This is a genomic window from Psychrobacter sp. I-STPA10 (assembly GCF_021012795.1).
Classification (GTDB): Bacteria; Pseudomonadota; Gammaproteobacteria; order Pseudomonadales; family Moraxellaceae; genus Psychrobacter.
The window spans coordinates 1-20804 of the sequence record NZ_VFYU01000020.1; the positions used below are offsets into that span (position 1 = coordinate 1).

The 20804-nt window shown below is 41.0% G+C and carries 16 protein-coding genes and 1 other RNA gene; 9 read left to right on the forward strand and 8 right to left on the reverse strand.

All coding sequences use genetic code 11. The annotated features are described in order from the left end of the window. The first annotated feature begins 104 nt into the window (after positions 1-104). The gene (locus FHK89_RS10050; protein WP_230659639.1) at positions 105-1067 is read left to right on the forward strand and encodes an IS30 family transposase; all 963 of its coding nucleotides are present in this window, start codon (positions 105-107) and stop codon (positions 1065-1067) included. A gap of 45 nt (positions 1068-1112) precedes the next feature. On the opposite strand, the gene FHK89_RS10055 is transcribed toward FHK89_RS10050, so the two are convergent. From FHK89_RS10055 to FHK89_RS10075, 5 genes are all read right to left on the reverse strand, one after another. Further along, positions 1113-2510 carry an ABC1 kinase family protein gene (locus FHK89_RS10055; RefSeq protein WP_230659642.1) on the reverse strand — a complete coding sequence of 466 codons (1398 nt, stop codon included), beginning with the start codon at positions 2508-2510 and terminating at the stop codon, positions 1113-1115. An 82-nt stretch (positions 2511-2592) separates the two neighbouring features. Continuing rightward, entirely contained in the window at positions 2593-3384 is a 792-nt protein-coding gene (locus FHK89_RS10060) for a HesA/MoeB/ThiF family protein (protein WP_230659847.1), read from the reverse strand. 124 nt (positions 3385-3508) lie between these two features. Next, complete coding sequence (locus FHK89_RS10065; RefSeq protein ID WP_230659645.1) at positions 3509-4534, reverse strand: endonuclease/exonuclease/phosphatase family protein; 1026 nt, start codon at positions 4532-4534, stop codon at positions 3509-3511. A gap of 168 nt (positions 4535-4702) precedes the next feature. Then, entirely contained in the window at positions 4703-5233 is a 531-nt protein-coding gene (locus FHK89_RS10070) for a hypothetical protein (protein WP_230659647.1), read from the reverse strand. 339 nt (positions 5234-5572) lie between these two features. Then, positions 5573-7258 (reverse strand): FGGY family carbohydrate kinase, encoded by a 1686-nt coding sequence (locus FHK89_RS10075; RefSeq protein WP_230659650.1) that lies wholly within the window; start codon positions 7256-7258, stop codon positions 5573-5575. Between the two features lie 660 nt (positions 7259-7918). Between FHK89_RS10075 and FHK89_RS10080 the strand changes: the two genes are divergently transcribed. From FHK89_RS10080 to FHK89_RS10105, 6 genes are all read left to right on the forward strand, one after another. Beyond that, positions 7919-9667, forward strand: coding sequence for a TolC family protein (locus tag FHK89_RS10080; RefSeq protein ID WP_230659653.1), 1749 nt, complete (start codon positions 7919-7921; stop codon positions 9665-9667). An 89-nt stretch (positions 9668-9756) separates the two neighbouring features. Beyond that, the gene (locus FHK89_RS10085) at positions 9757-10812 is read left to right on the forward strand and encodes an HlyD family secretion protein (protein ID WP_230659656.1); all 1056 of its coding nucleotides are present in this window, start codon (positions 9757-9759) and stop codon (positions 10810-10812) included. Positions 10813-10876: 64 nt separating this feature from the next. Further along, positions 10877-12499 (forward strand): ABC transporter permease, encoded by a 1623-nt coding sequence (locus FHK89_RS10090; RefSeq protein WP_230659660.1) that lies wholly within the window; start codon positions 10877-10879, stop codon positions 12497-12499. After that, entirely contained in the window at positions 12499-13656 is a 1158-nt protein-coding gene (locus FHK89_RS10095) for an ABC transporter permease (protein ID WP_230659663.1), read from the forward strand. Before FHK89_RS10090 ends, FHK89_RS10095 begins: the two co-directional genes overlap by 1 nt. Positions 13657-13910: 254 nt before the next feature. Then, positions 13911-15458 (forward strand): cell envelope integrity protein CreD, encoded by a 1548-nt coding sequence (gene creD / locus FHK89_RS10100; RefSeq protein ID WP_230659666.1) that lies wholly within the window; start codon positions 13911-13913, stop codon positions 15456-15458. A 138-nt stretch (positions 15459-15596) separates the two neighbouring features. Then, positions 15597-15908, forward strand: a complete 312-nt coding sequence (locus FHK89_RS10105; RefSeq protein WP_230659669.1) for a hypothetical protein — start codon at positions 15597-15599, stop codon at positions 15906-15908. Positions 15909-16044: 136 nt separating this feature from the next. Here the strand turns inward: FHK89_RS10105 and ffs are convergent. Beyond that, positions 16045-16141, reverse strand: an RNA gene (ffs, locus tag FHK89_RS10110) — signal recognition particle sRNA small type. Positions 16142-16375: 234 nt separating this feature from the next. Between ffs and FHK89_RS10115 the strand changes: the two genes are divergently transcribed. Next, on the forward strand, positions 16376-17116 hold the full coding sequence (locus FHK89_RS10115; RefSeq protein WP_230659672.1) for an SIMPL domain-containing protein: 741 nt from the start codon (positions 16376-16378) through the stop codon (positions 17114-17116). Between the two features lie 77 nt (positions 17117-17193). Here the strand turns inward: FHK89_RS10115 and FHK89_RS10120 are convergent, their stop codons facing one another. Both FHK89_RS10120 and glnA read right to left on the reverse strand, forming a co-directional pair. Continuing rightward, positions 17194-17766 carry a hypothetical protein gene (locus FHK89_RS10120; RefSeq protein ID WP_230659674.1) on the reverse strand — a complete coding sequence of 191 codons (573 nt, stop codon included), beginning with the start codon at positions 17764-17766 and terminating at the stop codon, positions 17194-17196. A gap of 205 nt (positions 17767-17971) precedes the next feature. Next, positions 17972-19387 carry a type I glutamate--ammonia ligase gene (gene glnA / locus FHK89_RS10125; RefSeq protein WP_442966581.1) on the reverse strand — a complete coding sequence of 472 codons (1416 nt, stop codon included), beginning with the start codon at positions 19385-19387 and terminating at the stop codon, positions 17972-17974. A gap of 663 nt (positions 19388-20050) precedes the next feature. On the opposite strand from glnA, the gene FHK89_RS10130 reads away from it, so the two are divergent. Beyond that, the gene (locus FHK89_RS10130) at positions 20051-20698 is read left to right on the forward strand and encodes an anthranilate synthase component II (protein ID WP_230659680.1); all 648 of its coding nucleotides are present in this window, start codon (positions 20051-20053) and stop codon (positions 20696-20698) included. Positions 20699-20804: the final 106 nt, after the last annotated feature.

Below are 20804 nucleotides of genomic sequence, written 5' to 3' on the forward strand. Positions count from 1 at the left end.
TCCTTAGATTCAAATAAGAGATGCAACGTTTTAGATAAACGAGAAGAAGAGGTAAGATGTGGCATGTTGCACTTCACTCTTCAACTCCTACATATCGGAACGTCATGAAACACTACACACATCTTACCTGTGAACAAAGATACCAAATATCAGGCTTATTGCAAACAAAAACATCGATAAGTGAAATAGCCAGAATTATAGGCTGTCACAAATCGACCATAAGTCGAGAGGTAAAACGAAATACAGGGCAACGAGGATATCGACCTGCTCAAGCCCATCGACTAGCAACAGAGCGTAAAGCAAAGAATAACGCAAAGATAACAGGTTTTGGTTGGGCTTATATTGAATATTTATTAACCAACTACTACTCACCCGAACAAATCACAGGGCGATTAAAATTATTAGGATGGCAAGACGTACCGAGTCATGAATCCATATATCAGCACATCTATGTGGATAAAAAAGCAGGCGGTGAATTATACAAAGTCTTAAGATGTCAAAAGACTTATAGGAAACGAAGCCTACAAGGTCAAGATAGACGAGGCAAAATAGCTAATCGCAGTGATATTACCGAGCGTCCTAGTATCATTGAAGAACGTAGTCGTATAAGTGATTATGAAGGTGATACTGTTGTTGGTAAGGGACATAAAGGTGTATTGGTGACGTTAGTAGATAGAACAACCAGAGAAACTAAAATTAAAGCATTGCCGAATCGTAAAGCTCAGAGAGTAGCTCAAACTTGTATTGATTTACTCAAAACCGAGCAAGCATTAAGCATTACTTTTGACAATGGTAAAGAGTTTGCTGGGCATGAGACAATAGCAACTCAGCTAAATGCTGATGTTTACTTTGCTCAACCTTATCATTCTTGGGAAAGAGGAACTAACGAGAACACGAATGGCTTAATTCGTCAGTTCCTTCCTAAGTCGATGAGATTGGATAATTTATCTGATGAGTTGGTTCAGTCCATTGAGGATAATTTAAACAATCGTCCTAGAAAGGTGCTAGGTTTTAGAACGCCTCTTGAGGTAAAATCTAGCTTTGGGGGCGTTGCTCTTCATTATTGAATCCAAGTTCTAAATAAATACGCTTACCTGCAATCTCATACTTAATCAGCTTGGTAACATCATCACCCGAGCATCACTAAACATATCCATATCTGGAGCTAAGGTACGCATAAAACGGTCAAAATATAGCATTTGTTTGGTCAGTAAGGCAAAGTCTCGCGGAAAATGAATCCCATGACGCTTACCGACTTCAACAATCTCTAACATCATTTTATTGAGGTCATCAGCATGTTGTTTGCTATTGACCGCCTCTCCAGTATTGAATTTATCCTCTTGCATCAATGCCACCAGCATTTTTTCTAAATCTAATGCCAACTGCTTGATATCTACTTGTTCTTTTTTATGGGTCATACCCATCTTAACCATATTTTGTGCCATAGCATAATAATTACTGTCTTGAAATGCCTGCATCATACCCATACATGCCTGCCAACTCTCAGGCGCAAGCTTACCGACGATACCAAAATCAATAAAGCCAATACGCCCATCGGTTAATAACATCAAGTTGCCTGCATGCAAATCTGCATGAAAGCTATTACACAGCATCAGGCTAGCAAACCACGTATTGATTGTCTGCGTCATAATAGCCGCAGGGTCATTGCAATATTGACGCATGCTGGCTTCATCAATCATAGACACACCATGTAAGCGACTCATGGTCAGCACTCGCTTGGTAGTTAACTGCTCGTATACTTGCGGCGCAACCACCTTTTGGTTGCCTGTCACCTGTAAAAATTGTTGAAAATCACGGATATTTTGTGCCTCAGCAATAAAGTCAGTCTCCGCAAGCATCCGCTGACGAATTTCATCAATAATTGGCGCAATACTGGCAAAACGCATTGATGGCAGCAATAGTTCAACTACTTTGGTGACCGCATGCAATACGCCTAAATCAGTCTGCATGATGGTCTCAACCTCTGGCTTTTGTACTTTGAGCACCACCTCTGTGCCATCATGTAATCTTGCCGCATGTACCTGAGCAATGGACGCTGACGCTAATGGCTTAGGGTCAATAAAGGCAAATAAAGAGGATAAATTCTCATCCTGAGGGGTCAACTCTTGTTTGAGTACCTGCTCAATATAAGCAAATGGCAGTGGCGTGGTTTGGTCTAAGCAATCTTGAAACGCCAACACATACTCACGTGGAAATAGCGACGGCGTACTGGCGATAAACTGACCAATTTTGATATAAGTTGTGCCCAATTGCTCAAACGTCTCTTTGAGTAGCTTAGCATCAGGCTTTTCACCTTTTGCCACTCGTAAGGCAGATAACCCTGCCACACTGGCGGTTTGGCGTACTCGGTTTAATACATTAAAAGAATGTTTGAAAATATTAGGACGCCGCTTGGTGGTATGCGCTTGCTTATGACTAGATTTGCTAACAGCTGCTTGGCTTATTTCTGAAGAAGTTGCAATTTTACTATGTTGATTATATTTTGGCATGGCTCACAAATAAATACGAATAATTAAAAGAAAAAGAGTGAATTAGAGACAAGAGCAGTGAAGTAATCAATGAGGTTTCATATCAACTGCAAATCGGACATGCTTTATCTTGCTGATAGCGTATCAAACGCTGACTCATGCGCTTACCATCCCACAAAAGCAATTGGCTTGTCAGTGGATTTCTCGTTAATCCCAGATATTGCAACGCTGCATTGGCTTGTAAACTTGCCATCACTGCGGTGGTACTGGCAAGCACACCTGAGTTAGTACAGTTTTGCGTCCCTACTTCTGCATCGGTAGTATCAGTAGTGCTGCCAAAAACACAATGATAGCAACCTGTCTGTTTTTGTGGCTCATACAGTGCTAATTGTCCTGTCATCGCAATGGCAGAAGCAGATAATAACGGAACGTGATGGCTGACACTAAGCCGATTCAGCAAATCCCGAGTGGCAAAATTATCACTGCAATCCAGTATTAAATCTGGGCAGCATGTCTCAGATAAGTGTAATAAGATTTTGGCATTATCCCTATTTATGCGCGCAATATCATAGCTGACGCTAATAAGCTCATTGATTTGTGCCAAACGCTGCTGGGCAACTTTTGCTTTTGGCTGCCCCACATCATAAGCAGTAAATAACGTCTGTCGCTGCAAATTACTTAATTCAATCACATCATCATCAATGATATGAATATGCCCCACCCCTGCCCTTGCCAACGTCTCAGAAACAGGACAACCTAGACCTCCTGCTCCTAATATCACCACTTGGCTATTTTTAAGCCTTATCTGGGCATCTATATCCCAACCCTCAAGCAGTATTTGGCGTGAATAGCGCAGCAGCTCAGCATCGGTTAATCGCATCTTGTCATTAGCCATTTCATCACTAGCAATGATATTACAATTATTCATAGGCTCAATCGTCGCCGCCATTTTAAAATCATCAGTCATTATGTGCTCATTACAAGATGACAATCATACTCATTTAATATGGACTATTTAGCTAGTCATGGTTGAACTTTAACTTAGCCCGTACAATACCATGATCTGAAACCCGCTGCTGATAATCCCATTTTAGATGATCATTAAAATAATCCACCCGCTCAACTTCACCGAGTGAAAATTTGCTGTCTAACAAAAACTCTTCGGAGACAAATAACTGATCAATCACTTCAGGCATACCTTGATATAAATGCGTATATGCCACATCTTTCATCCAGCCATAGCTGGTCTGCACCCGAGCAGCATCAAATAACGCCATATCCCGCATGGTTTTATCATAGATTACCTCGCTGGTCTCAGCCATGAGCTGTGTGGTCACACTGTCGGTCACATCATTCATATCACCCAACAACACTAACGGGTGATTGGTATGGCGTAAGGTATTAATAATAAATAATCGCAATGCCGCTGCTTCGGCGGCACGCATACAAAGGCTACGCAATTTTGCTCTGACACGGATATTTGGATCCGCATAATCTTCTAAACGATTGCCGTTAGCATCACGCAAATAATGTGGACGCTTACTTTTTAGATGTGCAGTAATCACCGTCAAAGGCTGCCCATATACCAAAAAAGTCGCTACTAATGGGGGGCGGTTAAACCGCTCATACAGCCCTTCATCAGGAATGGTAACCACCGCTAGAGGATCAAACTGCTCTAATACCTGCCAATCCACCACTTCAAACCGACTTAGCAAACCCACAGCAGGGGTATCTTGCGCCCCTTTTCCTTGAGTATAAGGACTGTTCGCTTGATTACTCGCCAGTGGACACAACACCTGTGAGGAAGTAAAACCCAACCGCTGCGCTAATGCCACTAATGCCTCTTCGTCCCATACCTCTTGGGTAGCAATGATATCAGCTTTGGCATGGCTTAATAAATCTGCCAATCCTGTTACTTTTTGCTGATATTGAGCCTGAGTATAAACGGCTGCATTAGGATAAAACATGCGCTCAGGCAAGGCAAAATTTAACAAATTACTGGTGGCAATATAAAAGCTTTTATCTTGTTTATTAGAATGTGGCATAGTAATCATTTCAGTCCAAAGGCTAAAGGGTGAGCAAAATTATACAATAAAAAAGCTCCCAATATTGATTGAGAGCTTTTTTATCATAAAATGCTTAATAAGCAGCATGGTTGGCTTAATAGCTCATTCTAGTAGTTAACTATCTAACTAATTAGCCATTAATTTAGCTTATTTTTTAACATGGCGATCGGTGACACGATCCCAAGCATCTTTAGTGGCATGTTTGGCTTCTTCCCATGCTAGACGAGATTCGCCTTTTACTTCTTCCCAAGATTTTTTAAGCTCTGACTCATGCTCTTCAAAAGTGGCATTTTCAGGATAACGATGACGATTCGCATAACCTACTGCATAAGCTGGGTGGTAATCACGGTCAAAATCATGCTCTGCTTTGTAATAAGGAGCGCTTGCATACTCTGCACGCCAGTACTCTTCTTCGCGAGTAGGATCAATGGCTTCACCTGCTGCATGACCTGCACCACCACCAACGATCGCACCAATTGCGCCACCAATCAAAGTACCCAATGGGCCTGCAACTGAACCAATGGCTGCACCAGCCGCTGCACCACCAACACCACCGACAGCAGTTCCTACTGGATGTGATCCTGGCTCACCAGTGATGGGATCTGCATTTAAATCTTCTTTTGTTTCGTGAGACATATTTTTAACAACTTTGCGGTCAATATTGTCATGGTCACTCATATCATTATTCCTTAATATTGTTAGTTAATTTCATTGTGATAAGTTTTTTACTTTACTACCTTGCTTGCAATGTTAACAATGCCACTCCAATTAATTGTGTCACTGTTTATTATTTGCAACCTTGTAATGTCATTAAAATATTATATTTATCACCATTAAAATATATCAGTCATAAACATTCATTACAAGTTGTATTCAATCATAAAAAGATAGTAGCTGAAGTGGTAGGCAGTTTTTGTTAAATTCTTCTATAACTGTTAAGACTTAAGTTACAAGATGTAAATATTGTTAGTGATATAGAGTGGTTTAGCCCATCTATGATTGCTTAAAACTTACAACTCAATGGCTATCTTGATTTGATGTAATACTTTTGGTAATGGCTGTCTGCCACTTTTGTAAATGATGCTCTCGACTGGCAGTGTCCATCTTTGGCTCAAATGCCTTTTGTAATCGCCATGACTCAGTGATGATCCGCTCATCATATAAGCCACTGGCAATGCCTGCCAGCAAGGCAGCACCTTTAGCGGTCACTTCGGTCACTACAGGGCGCAACACAGGAACTTGTAGCAAATCTGCTTGAAACTGCATCAATAAATCATTATTGGCAGCTCCCCCATCAACACGTAACTCGGTTAATGACGTTGGCGCATCTTTTTGCATCGCTATCAATACATCATAAGTTTGAAAGGCAATGGCTTCTAAAGCTGCTCTGGCAATATGTGCTTTTGTTGTTCCTCTAGTCATACCACTAATGCTTGCTTTAGCATCAGGACACCAATAAGGTGCACCAAGCCCTGTAAAGGCAGGTAATAAAACCACCTCTTCACTACTATCAACTTGCCTTGCCAAAGTTTCCACAGCCTCGCTGTTGTCAATAATTCCCAAATTATCACGCAGCCATTGAATAATTGCCCCTGCCATAAACACACTGCCCTCTAGCGCATAACTGGTGTGACGAGATGGTTTTATCAATCCATGCCGACTCACCGTTTTACTGGCACTTTTACCCACATTAATCAGGCGATCCAAAGCAGATAGACTGTTATTGTTATGGGTGTTAGAACTTATCAACGCTGCATCACCCCCTACAGAGGGAGCATTTGCCATCGCAGATAGTTGTCCTCGTCGCTGCCATGCGACGGTTGTTAATAACTGATGCTGACTAAACTGTGGCTCATATCCTGTATTCATCAACATAAAACACCCTGTTCCATAGGTGTTTTTTGCCATACCCGCTTGGGTACAACCTTGTCCAAATAATGCCGCTTGCTGATCACCAAGTACGGCTTTAATCGGAATTTGTTTGGCAAATAATCCTGTTTTTGTTTTACCAAAATCACCATCTGAAGGCAACACTGTGGGCAATAAACTGGCAGGAATATCAAACTGTTTTAGTAGGGTATCCGACCACTGTAGGCTATTAATATCTAGCAACAGCGTTCGAGAAGCATTGGTCACATCAATGACATGCTCTCCCCCAGTAAGTTTAAATACCAACCAACTATCAATCGTACCAAAAGCCAACTCCCCTGCTAATGCCTGCTGTCGTAGCTTGGGATACTGCTGCAAAAGCCAAAAAATTTTACTGGCACTAAAATAAGGATCCAGACGTAACCCTGTCATTTTCTGTAAATCAAAATCCGCCATAATATGGTGCTGCTGTTGATTTTGCAGGCGGCTGTGCTGCTCATCACACCATGCTTTGGTACGGCGATCTTGCCATACAATGGCAGGGGCTACTGGCAAACCTGTTTTTTTGTGCCACAGCACTGTGGTTTCACGCTGATTGGTAATGGCAATACTACTAATATCTGTTGCTAATAATCCTGCTTGTAAGATGGCATTATGTGCACAGCTAATTTGTGTGTGCCAAATTTGCATTGCATCTTGCTCAACATATCCTGACTTTGGGGTTGATAAATTAATTGGCTGCTGTGCCATGTGCACAAGCTCTGCCTTATCATTAAAAATAATGGCACGGCTCGACGTGGTGCCTTGATCAAATGCCAATACATATCCTGCCATGGTGCTGTCCTCTTAATCGTTTTTATTTTCTTATTTTTACACAGAATAAATCATATTATGCTGCTACTAACAGTTGTGAAAAATTTTGTGACAGCAATTAAAGTCCTGCTTTTATTGCTATTTATCCACATCGCCATTTGCTAAAATTTTGTTGGCTAATAGGTACTATTAAGTTTGCTTATAATAAATGGTTTAATATTGTCAATATATATCTATGGTCGAATATAACACCCTTTAGCTATATAGCAATATTTTCATTGCCCTGATTATGGTAGGATATATGCTTCGTGCAAGGAAGCAGCATGCAATATATATGCACTATGATCAACAATCATAATGGATTATGCCTGATACACTGTGAGTGTTTGGCGCAAACGATGACCTAACTGTCATCATAATTTGGCATTATCTTTTAGTATATTTAAGTCATGTATGATAAATATCTATAAACATACACATCTTGTACGCCTAGTATTGTGAACCCTGTCACAGTGTAAGCAACTACTGTGACAACAAATACTTGTTACACCGAATACTTTTAAGTCCATTGACTTAACCCAATACCAACACCCTTTATACCCTAACAGGTTTGCCTTTGTTTCAGCCCATTTTGATTCAAATGCACTGACCTGTTTTACTTAGTTTTTATGTGGTATTAATATGACTTCCTTACGCCTATTTTTAGTAAATCACCGTCTGCAAGGACAAATAGTATCTGGTCTACTATTAAGCTTGCCAATTGTCACTACCTCTTTGGCTGCCACCGCTGCTACCAATGATACACAGGTGCTATTGCCTACGCTTAATGTGAATGAAACAGCACCTGAGTCTGACGTGCCTTCTGATAGCCATATTACTAATGCTAATGAGATTACTAATAACAGTATCAATCATAATGCCACTGATTCACAACAAATTATCACTGACTCTAATCGTCAATTAACAAATTTTGCCGATAGCAGCAATAGCACTGTGCATGGAGTGACACTACAAACTTTAGTCGATCCAACTTCGCAGATGGTCATTACAGATACCTATTCTCTTGATGTACCCAGCACTCTCAGCCTAAGTCAGGCACAAAATGTCTTAACCCAAGTCTCACCCAAAATAGCAGCTAATAATGCTGCCATTGCTGCCAAAGAGCTACAATCGCAAGCTGCCGATTCACTAAATCAGCCCATTGTTTTATTAAATGCCTCTGCTACCCATTATGATATCAACCGAGATATTGATTTAACACCTCTCAAATCCAAAATCAATCAGGGCGTTGAACAAGTAGGTCAAAACCTTGGGCTAGATGCTTTAGCACCTTATATTGACTCCTCTACATTCATAGACAACCATATTCCTGATAACTATGAATTTCATCGAGAGGGTAACAGTCATCGAGCGGGTATCAGTGTCTTATGGCCGGTCTATACAGCAGGACGAACTCAAGCCATTAATGGCTTGCTTGATGCCCGTACCCAAGAGCAACAAGCCGATGCGCTGATGGACAGCAATGAGCTATATACCACATTAATCGATCGCTATTTTAATGCTCAGCTTGCCATCATTGCGGCTTATTTGCGTGAAGATGCCCTACGCACCATCAAAGATACTGACCATCTAGCACAGCGTCTATTAGAAGAAGGCTTTATCTCTGAAGTAGAGCGTTTGGAGGCAAAATCCGCACTGGCAGAAGCCAAAAGTGAAGCCATAAAAGCACGCAATACGGCTCAGCTTGCCATGACCGCCTTACAGCGGTTATTACGCACCCCAAAACCCATCAAGCCAACAACCCCATTATTTGTCAACTCCAAACCGCTACCTGATTTAAGCTATTTTCAAAATTTAGCCCTACAAAACCACCCTGGGCTCAAAAAAGTCGATGCCAAATACAATCAAGCCAGCCAGCTTAAAGCATTTTCGGATACAGGCTACAAGCCAAATATCAGTGTATTTGGTTATCATGAAATCAGCAAAAACCCAAGTTGGATTGCAGGGGTGTCTGCCAGTTGGAAACTATGGGGCGGGCTTGATAAAAATGCACAACTTGCCGCCAGTGATGCCAGCCTACGCCAAGCGCAGCTCACCAAATTAGATGTCAGCGATAACATATTGCTACTGGTTGAAAAAAACTGGCAGGCAGTTGATAACGCGCGCATACAGTTTTTGGCATTAGGTAGTAATGAACAACTGTTTCAAGAATTGCTACGTCTAAAGCAACGTGGGCTAGAAGAAGGGATAAATACAGCTAATGATGTTGCCCAAGCACAAACGAAATACCTAAAAGCCCGTACCGAAAGGGCAGCAGCAGCTAATGATTATGTGCAAGCATTGGCAGCACTCATGCAAAGCTGTGGTACACCACTGGCATTTGATGAATATATGTCACAAGCTGACATTCATCTACCCCAGCTTTACTAGGCTTTGCTTTTTAGACAAATAGCTTTTTAGACAAATAACATAGATACACATAGTTTGACGATACATAGAATATAGAAAGGATAAATCCAATGACGCCCTCTAACAGCGCAAAAATCAAAAAGTTAGTCATTATTTTACTGATACTTGGGGTAATTGGCTTTATTTTTTATGGGCTTATAAAAAGCCAAAACAGTCATGATGAGCCCGTCATTTTACAAGGTCAGATGGACATGCAAACCACCGCCATTGCCTCCAAAGTATCTGGACGTATCTCCAAAGTACTGGTAATAGAGGGCGATAAAGTTGAAGCAGGTGAGCAGCTTATTGAGATGGACTCACCTGAGATTACCGCAAAAATGAATCAAGCCTTGGCTGCCAGAGAAGCAGCACAAAGCCAACTCGATAAAGCAGAAACAGGTGCACGCCCACAAGAGATTGCCCAAGCAAAAGCTGGCTGGCTGGCAAACAAAGCAGCGGCAGACTTGGCACAAAGTACCTATGAGCGTGTCAATCGTCTATATAATGAGGGGTTGATGGCACGGCAAAAACGTGATGAGGCCTATACTCAATATAAGGCAAACCAAGAAAAGGCTGAGGCAGCACGTTTACAGTATGAGTTGGCACAAGAAGGTGCACGTAGTGAAGACAAAGAGGCAGCCGCAGCGCAAGTGGCACAAGTAGATGCAAAAATAGAAGAGGCAAAAGTGGCTCAAGAGGAAGCCAACTTAAAAAGTCCAATTGCTGGCATCGTTGATGATGTCATTGTAAATGCAGGTGAAGTCGTCGCTCAAGGTGTGCCGTTGATGACCTTGGTCGATCCCAATAAACAATGGGTGGTACTCAATGTCACCGAAAATTATCTCAATCAGTTTGCGATAGGACAGCACTTTAAAGGTGAAATACCCGCTTTATCTGCTCCTGATAAGCCTTACCAACAAGAGTTTGTGGTGTATGCCAGCTCGATGATGTCAGATTTTGCCACTTGGCGGGCAACCAATAGTAGCGAAAGTTTTGATGTACGTACCTTTGAAATCAAAGCCCGCCCCCTAACGCCTGATGCAAACATTCGGGCAGGCATGAGTGTGACGGTCAGCATCGATCCAAGCTTATCTAATTCTAATCCTTCTGCCATTGCAACTAAATAAATAACACAGACAATGGCTGATTCTTTGACATAAGCGAAGTGGGAGCAATCGTGGGAACTGGTATATGCTAGAAGATGACAGTGTTAATAATGTTAAGCATAAGCAGCACACAGATTCTCATAACCATAACGAAGGGGATGAGAATGATGAGGCACAACATCGCCTAGATGACCATAATCCTACGCCGCCTATGGTTACTGATGACAAAACGACGCATGATAATCATGATCGGCACAATGCACATAATAGATACAACACACATAACATGCATAACATACACAATAATCCTGACTCTGTATTAAAGCGTCTATGGCATGCCTTTTATTACAGTGCCCTATATGAGCGTCATTTTTTACGTTACAATCGTTGGGATTTTAGTGTGCTATTTTGGATGCCATTAGCAACTATCATTGTTGTTTGGTGGATATTTTCTCGTCCTTTTATTGTGGATTTACCCATCGGTGTTATTGATGACAGCCATAGCACCTATTCGCATACCTTGACACGCTATTTAGATGCCAGTCCAGATATTAATGTTACCAAGGTATATAGTAGCCCTGCGGCAGCACAAGATGCCTTAATGCGACAGCAGATATATGCCATTATTATCATTCCTCAAAATTTTGCCCGCAACATCAATCAAGGAAAAGCTGCACCCATTATCTTAAAAGTTAATGCACAATTTAGCTCGCATTCAGGCATTATTCAACGTGGGGTACAATCCTCAGTGGGAACATTTTCGGCAGGTGTTGAGATAAAACGCTCAATCAAACAAGGGGTTAATCCATCGCAAGCAAAAATCAATTACGCCCCTATTAGCATTAGACGAGTCAATTTATTTAATGTCGGCAGTAACTATCAGCAGTTCTTAGCATCTACTGTTTTGCCTGCGTTATTGCACATTTTGGCAATGATTATTGGGGCAACAACGATAGGACGTGAAATACGAGATCGCACCTTTTATGAGTGGTGCCGTGCCATGCTCGCAAACGCTGCTACTGATGCCACCCCACAGATGAGTACCACACTCACAGACCCAAAAAGTAACACTCGCTTAATCGGGATACCCGTTTTGGCACACCATCAATTTTTTCCTCTAACTCGTTCTACACAAGATCAGCTACGCTTATCTCCTCTAGCACCGCCTGTCGCATTAAATCATATCCTACAGCCACCAGTGCACCGTCCCACCTTAGCAATGTATATTGCTGGACTCCATGGCAGATTTATATGGGCGATCTTGGCTTATGCCCTATGGGGCGCATTGGCTCTGACGTTGGCAATACAATATAGCCACGTTGGTCTAGGGGTGTGGGCAGTCACCTATGCTGCCTATCTATTATTATTGATGCTGTCTATTTGGTTAGGAGCCATATTAAGCATTGGCAGTTATTCGCTACGTACAGGGCTATCATTAACTGGATTTATCTCTGCCCCCTCTTATGCGTTTGCAGGGATTGCTTACCCTTATATTGCCATAACCGACAGTGCCAAATATTGGGCAGATATGCTGCCGCTAACGCATTATCTAAAATTGCAAATAGGCTTATTGCAAATGGACGCCCCCATTGGCACTTACAATCGTATTGTTATTGGGCTGGCAGTGGCTACGCTTATTAGCTTGCTATTAACCGCTGTTTTATGCCAGCGTGCCTTTGCACACCCTGAGCGTTGGGGAGGAAGATAATGGCTTTAACAGCAACAGATATCAAAGCACCGCAGGGCTTTATACAAACCTTTTTGCATACCCTAAAATCTGTTTTTCAAGACAAAGGGGTACTGCTTATGCTGATCATTGCCCCTGTAATATACGGATTTTTTTATCCGTGGCCGTATAGCAATCAAATCATAGCCAATGTGCCAGTGGGTATTGTTGATTATGATCAAAGTACTTTGTCACATAACATCATTCGTTATAGTCAAAGTAGCCCACGCTTAGAGACAATCACTTTTAAAGACGAACAAGCTGCCAAACAAGCTTTATGGGACTATCAAATAGCAGGGTATCTGGTTATCCCACCTGAGCTAGAAAAAAACGTCTATGCTGCTCGTCCTGCTAGCGTCAGTGTGCTCGGCAATGGTGGCTATTTTATTTTAAATAAATACGTACAAACGGGTTTTACCCAAGCCGTCGCCACCGTATCTGCTGGTGTAGAGGTAAAAAAACAAGTCGCTCATGGTGCTCGTATTGAACAAGCCAAAACCAATACCCAAGCTGTACCCCTACGTATCGACCCACTATTTAATCCCATGGAAGCTTATGGGGTGTATATTGTCCCAGCCGTTGCCATATTAATTATCCAACAGACGTTACTTATGGGTGTTGCCATGCTCATTGGCTCATGGTCAGAAGAGCAGCGTTGTCATACCAGCATATCAGGTTGGCTAGGACGCATCATGGCATTTAGCTGTATTAGCTTACTGGTTGGTATCTTTTATATTGGTTGGATATTTAATATCAATGATTATCCCCGTGGCAATAACATCACTGGAGCATTGCTATGTTTGTGGATAACTGCCATGGCTGTATCTACCTTAGGGTGTTTGTTTGGGCTGTGGTTTCGCCAACGTGAGCGCAGTTTGCAAATATTAATTTTTAGCTCCCTACCCTTTTTCTTTGTTAGTGGCTATCCTTGGCCAGCCAGCCAACTGCCCGAAATATTACAATATTTACGCTGGCTGGTGCCATCGTCATCAGCGATGAATGCCTCTGTTCAGCTCAATCAAATGGGCGCATCTATTGCTCAAGTAAGCCACTATCTTTATGTTTTAGTAGCTTTATTTGTCTTCTACTTTACACTCTTGATATATGTTGATCGCAGACAACGTATAAAGGGCAAGTAATTTATCAGTCCTACCCTTTGTGATGACCTTCCGTGATATCGCAAACCACCTAACCTAAATGTTAGGTGGTTTTTTTGTTTGGCTATTTTTTTTGAGTGTTTTTTCCATCAGTTTTCCATCATTTTTGCATCTATGCTCCTTATCTGATTTATAAGCTAGCAATACTTATCTGGCTGCCATGTATCAGCTTCACGCTTACGTATGCAAGCTACAAGATACACGCTTAAAAACTTAACACTAAATAAGGATATATGATGCAAAAAACACTGTTTATCAAACTCTCCATCATCGCAGGTTTGTGTCTTATTTTTGCCGTCGGCTTAAGTTTGCTACAATCTTTGGTCTATGAACGCCAACATTATGCAGATTCTGTCATTAATGAAATTGCCAATCAACATGTCAGACCACAAGAGGTCATCACCCCGTTTATTGCCTATCCAACCACATTCACCCCTGAGTGCCAAAGCCGTGAAGAAAAAGACTGCCCGCCAGCTTATGTATATATCACCCCACTATTAGCAACACAAACCCAAGCTGAGCAAGACTTGCAGGTCAGTACGGATACCTATCAACGAGGTATATACCATGCTACTAGCTATCAAGGCACATTGACCTTTACCCAGGAATTTATCTTAAATACTAAGACAACAGCAACAACAGAAGATAATCATGACAGTTTAGGTAGCAGCACAACATCAGAGTCAGAGACAAACAGTGTGTTGAATACCAGTAATGCTAACACTACTAACCCAACCCAAACATCTGGCAAACCTACCCCTGCCTATCATCGACCGCAGCAACGTATCGAGCACCGTGATGAATCTCGTTTAGTCATTCCTGTATCAGATTTGCGTGGTGTCTCAAACCTACCCACAGTAACGATTAATGGTACACAGCTAACCGCTCGCTATCCTGATACCCAAAGTCTATCTGGGCTTAGCTATGTTGAAGTTGAAATCCCAAGTAATTTATTAAAATTATCCAAACTAAACATCAAGGTTGACTTACCTTTGGTGGGCATTAGTGAATTGCATACCATACCCTTAGGTCAACAGTTTATGCTAAATATGAGCAGTAACTGGCATGCACCCAACTTTATCGGACAGGCCTTACCCAACCAAAAAAACTTTGATAACACAGGCTTTAGTGCGTCTTGGCAAAACCAATATCTCACCATCGCCAACAACCAATCCTTAACAACCTGCCTAAGCCAGCCCAATCAAAGCTGCCGTATCATAAGCTTAGACGGCTTCTCTAACAATGATGTCGTGGTTGTGGAAGATATTTATACGTCCGAAACAAATAGCATAGTAGATAATGGACGCATTCACCTCAATGCCTTTGGAGTCAGTTTTGCTGAGCCCAATGACGTGTATCTACAAACACAGCGCACCATGAAATACGCCCTACTGCTTATTTTGGTGTCTTTTGGTACATTCTTTTTATTTGAAATTATTAAATCTTCTCGTATTCACCCCATACAATATCTACTTGTTGGAGCAGCCTTACTGGTATTTTATGTATTGCTATTACCCTTAGCTGAGCAAGTACCCTTTTGGCAAGCCTACGCTATTGCAGCAGCAGCATGTGTCAGCTTGATTGGTTGGTATAGCCACTATGTACTAGGTAATATCAAACGCGCACTCATCTTTACCGTTTTGCTCAGCAGTTTATATGCTGCTTTCTACGGCATCTTAACCACCGAAGACCTCAATCTATTACTCGGTGCGATATTCTGCTTTATCTTCTTAGCAGCAGTGATGTATCTAACCCGCAAAATCGACTGGTACAAAATTGCGTAGTAAAGACAGTAAAGACTCAGTAGACAAAACACAACCTTTATTCATAAACATCACAGACGTAGCACAGCATATAAGCCTGACTGACTCAGGCTTATACAACTCACCACTAATTTATTAGGAAATAATTAGGACATAATTATGCAACCATCTATCCATCTCTTTACTCCAACCTTTGATTATCAAAACATATTTGATGCATACCCAACCAAACAACAGGTATATCAAAGCAAACAAAATCACTTATCAGACCACAAAGGTTTAACAGAGTTACAGACAGAAAAAACAGAATGCATTTGGCTAGCAAAATCTAAACAACGCTGTTTGCAATTGTGCCAGCAGCACAAACTAGCCACCATTGAATTTGCACATTGGCTTGCCATACCTGACTTAGGATTATTATTGGTATTTCGGCAACAATGTTGTGTTGGTGTACAAAAAGGAGTGTTATAGAAGTGATATGATAGAAGCAAGAAGGGGTTTAGAAAAAAGACAGCCTACAAGTTGTCTTTTTTTATTGGCTACCTAAACTTACTGTAGATTGCTGAAACCCCAGTAAATATAAAAGTTTTAGGCATAAAAAAAGCGACTCCACCAGCACATCCTCGGCACACATTGCGTCTACTACCGTTGCTACCTTCCGGTCCTGGCGGGATTCATAGAGAAATGTTGCGAGGCTACCAATGGAGCCACCGAATACGTATTATACACAAAAATTTTGTGATTACAACCATTTTACTAAACTGTGAGCAGATTCACTCTTATTCATCAGCATCATAAAACTTACGCAACAATAGATACAAACCATATATGCTTAAATTGAATAATACTTGCTATAGTTTTGGCAGCTTATTTTAATAAAAAGTTAAGCTCACAATATAAGCAATGACAAATATTCCATCAATTTAAAGGATATCAAGATGACAACCACAAATATTTTACAAGCCGCAAAAAATACAAATATTGGCAGCAAAAGCCTAGCAGCACTGATTTTAATGAGTAGCACCACCCTGCTTGCCAGCCAAGCTGCTATAGCAGCGCCCACGGGTTATAACCAAATTACCTTTAGCGCTGATGTTAAAGCTGAAGTTGCAAATGATGAAGTCAATGCCAGTTTATCCAAAAAAGCCCAAGCTAAAGATCCAAAAACCTTAGCTAACCAGATTAATAACGCCATTAATAAAGCACTCATCATTGCCAAACGCTACCCCACTGTAAACGTATCAACAGGAGAACAACGTACTTATCCCCAATATGATAAAAATGATAAAATCATCGGCTGGACAGGACAATCTAGTATTGATCTTAAAAGTAATGATTTAGAGGCAACCAGCCAGCTTATCGCCGAGCTACAAGACTCTTTGGTTATTGATTATCTTAACTTTGGTGTATCTGATGCTAAACGGGATGCCCTAGAACAACAACTGATGACCCAAGCCTCCAAAGCATTCCAAGCCCAAGCTAACAGTCTAACAAAAGCATGGAATGCCTCAGGATATCGTGTTGTTGCAGTCAGTCTCAACAGTGGCAATCACTATTACCCACAACCAGTGTCTCTCTCTGCACCTATGGTAGCAGGCGGTGCAAGTGCCCCAAAATTTGAATCTGGCAATAGCACCATTAGCGTCACAGCCAATGGCACAATTGAATTGGTACAATAAAAAATAGCCCTTATATTGTTTTATATAAGGGCTATTGGTTGGTTTGAATGATAAATTTTAATTAAATCTACATACCACTAAAAAGCACTGCCCTTATTGCCATGCTGATTGCTACCTATGGCAGGGGGCAGCGTTTTTTTGGCGCTTGTTGGGATACTTTTATCATCTTGACGCAATCTAACATAAGCTTTTTTGTACCAAGGCAAGCGATTGTAAGCCGCTATCTGCTCAGCAATGGCTTGTTTTTGCTGACGTACATGTGTGTTTTGAATAATATAAACTTTGCTGCTTACTGACGCAGATTGCGCCCCTGTCTGGGAGTTTTGTACCAGTACCGATAAAGTATATTCACCTGGATTAAAACCAATGGTTGGAATGGTGGCAGTTAGCCCCTCAGCCACTGGCTTACCATTCATAGAAATCACCACTTTGTCAAAAGCACGTAAGTTAGGACGTACCTGCACGTTGACATCAATATTCTGTGCGGGCTTGTGATACGCGCTGTCTGTACTTGGAGAGACAAGCAACAACTGATAATTGGGCATGGGCGGTATTTGATTGGTGGCTAATGGCTGAGCAGCAATTGCCTGCACACTGGTTGCACCCATCACACAGACAAAGCTTAATGCAGTGAAGACAGATTTATTCATAGTTTAACCCTTTAAATATACAAGCGTCATATTCAGTATTTATTTTTGTATGATAGCATACTAAAAAACCCAACAACTTAATATAAGTTGTTGGGTTTTATGATTACTCAAATATTGTACTAGCAAACAATTAACAGATTACTAATATATTTATAGTAGCTACATTTAGTAGCTACATTTATAGTATCCATTCACAGCGATAGTACTAGCAGCTATAGTACATATCAAACTCAATGGGGTGTACTGTCACATTTAAACGCTGTACTTCTTCTTCTTTCAGGGCAATGTAACCTTCGAGCATGTCTTTGGTAAATACATCGCCTTTTAATAAAAAGTCGTGATCGTCTTTTAGTGCTTGTAGAGCCACTTCTAAGTTTTCAGCAACGGTTGGGATTTGTGCTTCTTCTTCTGGTGGCAAATCGTATAGGTTTTTATCGGCTGCATCACCAGGATGGGTTTTGTTTTGGATACCATCAAGACCTGCCATCAATAGTGCCGCAAAAGCAAGATATGGGTTGGCAGTTGGATCAGGGAAGCGAGCTTCTACACGTACTGCTTTTGGGCTAGTCACATAAGGAATACGGATAGATGCTGAGCGGTTACGTGCTGAATATGCCAGTTTAATCGGAGCTTCATAATGTGGCACAAGACGCTTATAGCTGTTAGTCGATGGGTTTACAATGGCATTGAGTGCACGCGCATGTTTGATAATACCACCGATAAAGTATAACGCTGTTTCAGACAAACCTGCATATTCATCACCTGCAAAGGTATTTTGTCCATCTTTTGAGATTGACATGTGGACATGCATACCAGAACCATTATCACCAACGATTGGTTTTGGCATAAAGGTCGCTGTTTTACCAAATTGATGCGCCACATTATGTACCACATATTTTAGTTGCTGCACTTCATCAGCTTTGCGTACCATGGTATTAAATGACACACCAATTTCTGACTGACAAGAAGCCACTTCATGATGATGTACTTCAACACGGTCTGCACCCATGATGTCTTCTAAACGCTCACACATCACTGAGCGCAAATCTTGTGAGCTGTCGATTGGCGGTACAGGGAAATAACCGCCTTTGACACGAGGACGGTGCGCCATGTTACCCCACTCATACTCTTCATTAGTCGACCAAGCGGCTTCTTCTGCGGTAATTTTTGAGCTAGAGCCAGTCATGTCTATTGACCATTTTACATCATCAAAGACAAAAAACTCAGGCTCAGGACCAAAGTAAGCAGTATCACCAATACCTGTTGATTTTAGGTACTCTTCTGCACGACGAGCGATTGAGCGAGGGTCACGCTCATAACCTTGCATGGTAGAAGGTTCGATGATATCGCAAGTCACCACCACTGTGGTCGCATCAAAGAATGGGTCGATAAAAGCCGTCTCTGGGTCTGGACGCAAAATCATATCTGAGGCTTCGATACCTTTCCAGCCTGCAATTGATGAGCCATCAAACATTTTGCCATCTTCTAATACATCTTCATCAACTGTTGATGCAGGATAGCTAATATGTTGCTCTTTACCACGAGTATCGGTAAAGCGAAAATCGACCCATTTGGCATCTGACTCTTTGATTAAGTCTAATAATTTATTTGACATAAACACTCCATGGTTTTATTGAAAAAAATTGATTGAATTAAAATGAACAATAAGAACACTGCTGATTATAACAATATTCACCCTCAATTCTTATGCACAACAATATCAAGATTCATGATCATAGTTACAACTAAAATATAGTTAAAATAAACTACTAAGTTAGTTAAATTAATTTTAAAAACTTGCTATACATAAAAGTTGCTATTAAGTATAGGGGAAGCCCAACAAAAAGCCTAGTCATAATTGTGCATTGTTAAAAATTGTATCGTCTTATCTTCTGTTATCTGCTGGCATTTTAATAACATCAGACCAAACCCTTAATATAAACATAATAGTGCAACCACCATGCCAATATCAGTTGAATATATTTATCAAAATCTGTGTATTTGCCCAAACCAAGGCTTACATAAGGCAGTTTGATGGGGTTATTTGATTTGTATGGGTATCCTTATGCCTATCCTTGGCTAATGAGTACCATCAATAATTCACAAAAATAGTGCATATACATTATCATAAGATTCTTTTTTGTGCATACTATAAATAATATGCTTAAAATGCACCATTGTTGTGCATAAAAAACTAAGCTGATACATACAATATCATCGTTTATTTTGCTTAATCAGTCACATTGCTTATAATGCACCATTTAATTTGGGGTGATGTGGGCAAATGATGCTTTTTATCGATAACTTCGATAGTTTTACCTATAATATTGTGCAGTATTTTGAGCAGTTACAGCAACAGGTCACTGTTGTTCATAATGATGCCATTACCATCGCACAAATTGAGCGACTAAATCCCGATGCCATCGTTATCGGTCCTGGCCCTTGTACACCCAATGAGGCAGGGATATCGCTACAAATTATTGAATATTTTGCAGGAAAGCTACCTATTTTGGGTATTTGCTTAGGTCATCAGGCCATTGCTCAAGCATTTGGGGCTTCTATTATCAAAGCGCAACAAGTGATGCACGGACGGACATCAAAGATATACCATCAGCAGCAAGGGTTATTTTTAGGGCTACCCTCTCCTTTGAATGCCACCCGTTATCATTCACTACTGATTGACAAAAATACATTACCTGCTACGCTTGCAATGACAGCATGGACACAAGATGTCATAGAAGATAACTTAGATAATATAGGTCAACCACATGAGATTATGGCAATTAGTCATCGCAGCTTAAATATTCATGGGGTACAATTTCACCCTGAATCCATATTGAGTCAATCAGGATTTGCCATATTAAATAACTTTTTGACCTTAAGTGGCATCAATCAACTAAAGACGCAATCACAATTACCGACGTTACAATAAAGCCATTAGTGCCATTAGTAATGACATTAACTGAACACCAAACTAAGAACTAAGAGGGAGCTAAAGTTAAAGTTTTACCCCCCTCTTTATTAACACTTAACACCCA

Coding starts and splice junctions, on each gene's coding strand:
- FHK89_RS10065 (WP_230659645.1), bottom strand. CDS start 4,534: ATGCCACATTCTAATAAACAAGATAAAAGCTTTTATATTGCCACCAGT.
- FHK89_RS10105 (WP_230659669.1), top strand. CDS start 15,597: ATGCAACCATCTATCCATCTCTTTACTCCAACCTTTGATTATCAAAAC.
- FHK89_RS10085 (WP_230659656.1), top strand. CDS start 9,757: ATGACGCCCTCTAACAGCGCAAAAATCAAAAAGTTAGTCATTATTTTA.
- FHK89_RS10115 (WP_230659672.1), top strand. CDS start 16,376: ATGACAACCACAAATATTTTACAAGCCGCAAAAAATACAAATATTGGC.
- FHK89_RS10120 (WP_230659674.1), bottom strand. CDS start 17,766: ATGAATAAATCTGTCTTCACTGCATTAAGCTTTGTCTGTGTGATGGGT.
- FHK89_RS10060 (WP_230659847.1), bottom strand. CDS start 3,384: ATGGCTAATGACAAGATGCGATTAACCGATGCTGAGCTGCTGCGCTAT.
- creD (WP_230659666.1), top strand. CDS start 13,911: ATGCAAAAAACACTGTTTATCAAACTCTCCATCATCGCAGGTTTGTGT.
- FHK89_RS10055 (WP_230659642.1), bottom strand. CDS start 2,510: ATGCCAAAATATAATCAACATAGTAAAATTGCAACTTCTTCAGAAATA.
- FHK89_RS10080 (WP_230659653.1), top strand. CDS start 7,919: ATGACTTCCTTACGCCTATTTTTAGTAAATCACCGTCTGCAAGGACAA.
- FHK89_RS10095 (WP_230659663.1), top strand. CDS start 12,499: ATGGCTTTAACAGCAACAGATATCAAAGCACCGCAGGGCTTTATACAA.
- FHK89_RS10050 (WP_230659639.1), top strand. CDS start 105: ATGAAACACTACACACATCTTACCTGTGAACAAAGATACCAAATATCA.
- FHK89_RS10090 (WP_230659660.1), top strand. CDS start 10,877: ATGCTAGAAGATGACAGTGTTAATAATGTTAAGCATAAGCAGCACACA.
- FHK89_RS10075 (WP_230659650.1), bottom strand. CDS start 7,258: ATGGCAGGATATGTATTGGCATTTGATCAAGGCACCACGTCGAGCCGT.
- FHK89_RS10070 (WP_230659647.1), bottom strand. CDS start 5,233: ATGAGTGACCATGACAATATTGACCGCAAAGTTGTTAAAAATATGTCT.
- FHK89_RS10130 (WP_230659680.1), top strand. CDS start 20,051: ATGATGCTTTTTATCGATAACTTCGATAGTTTTACCTATAATATTGTG.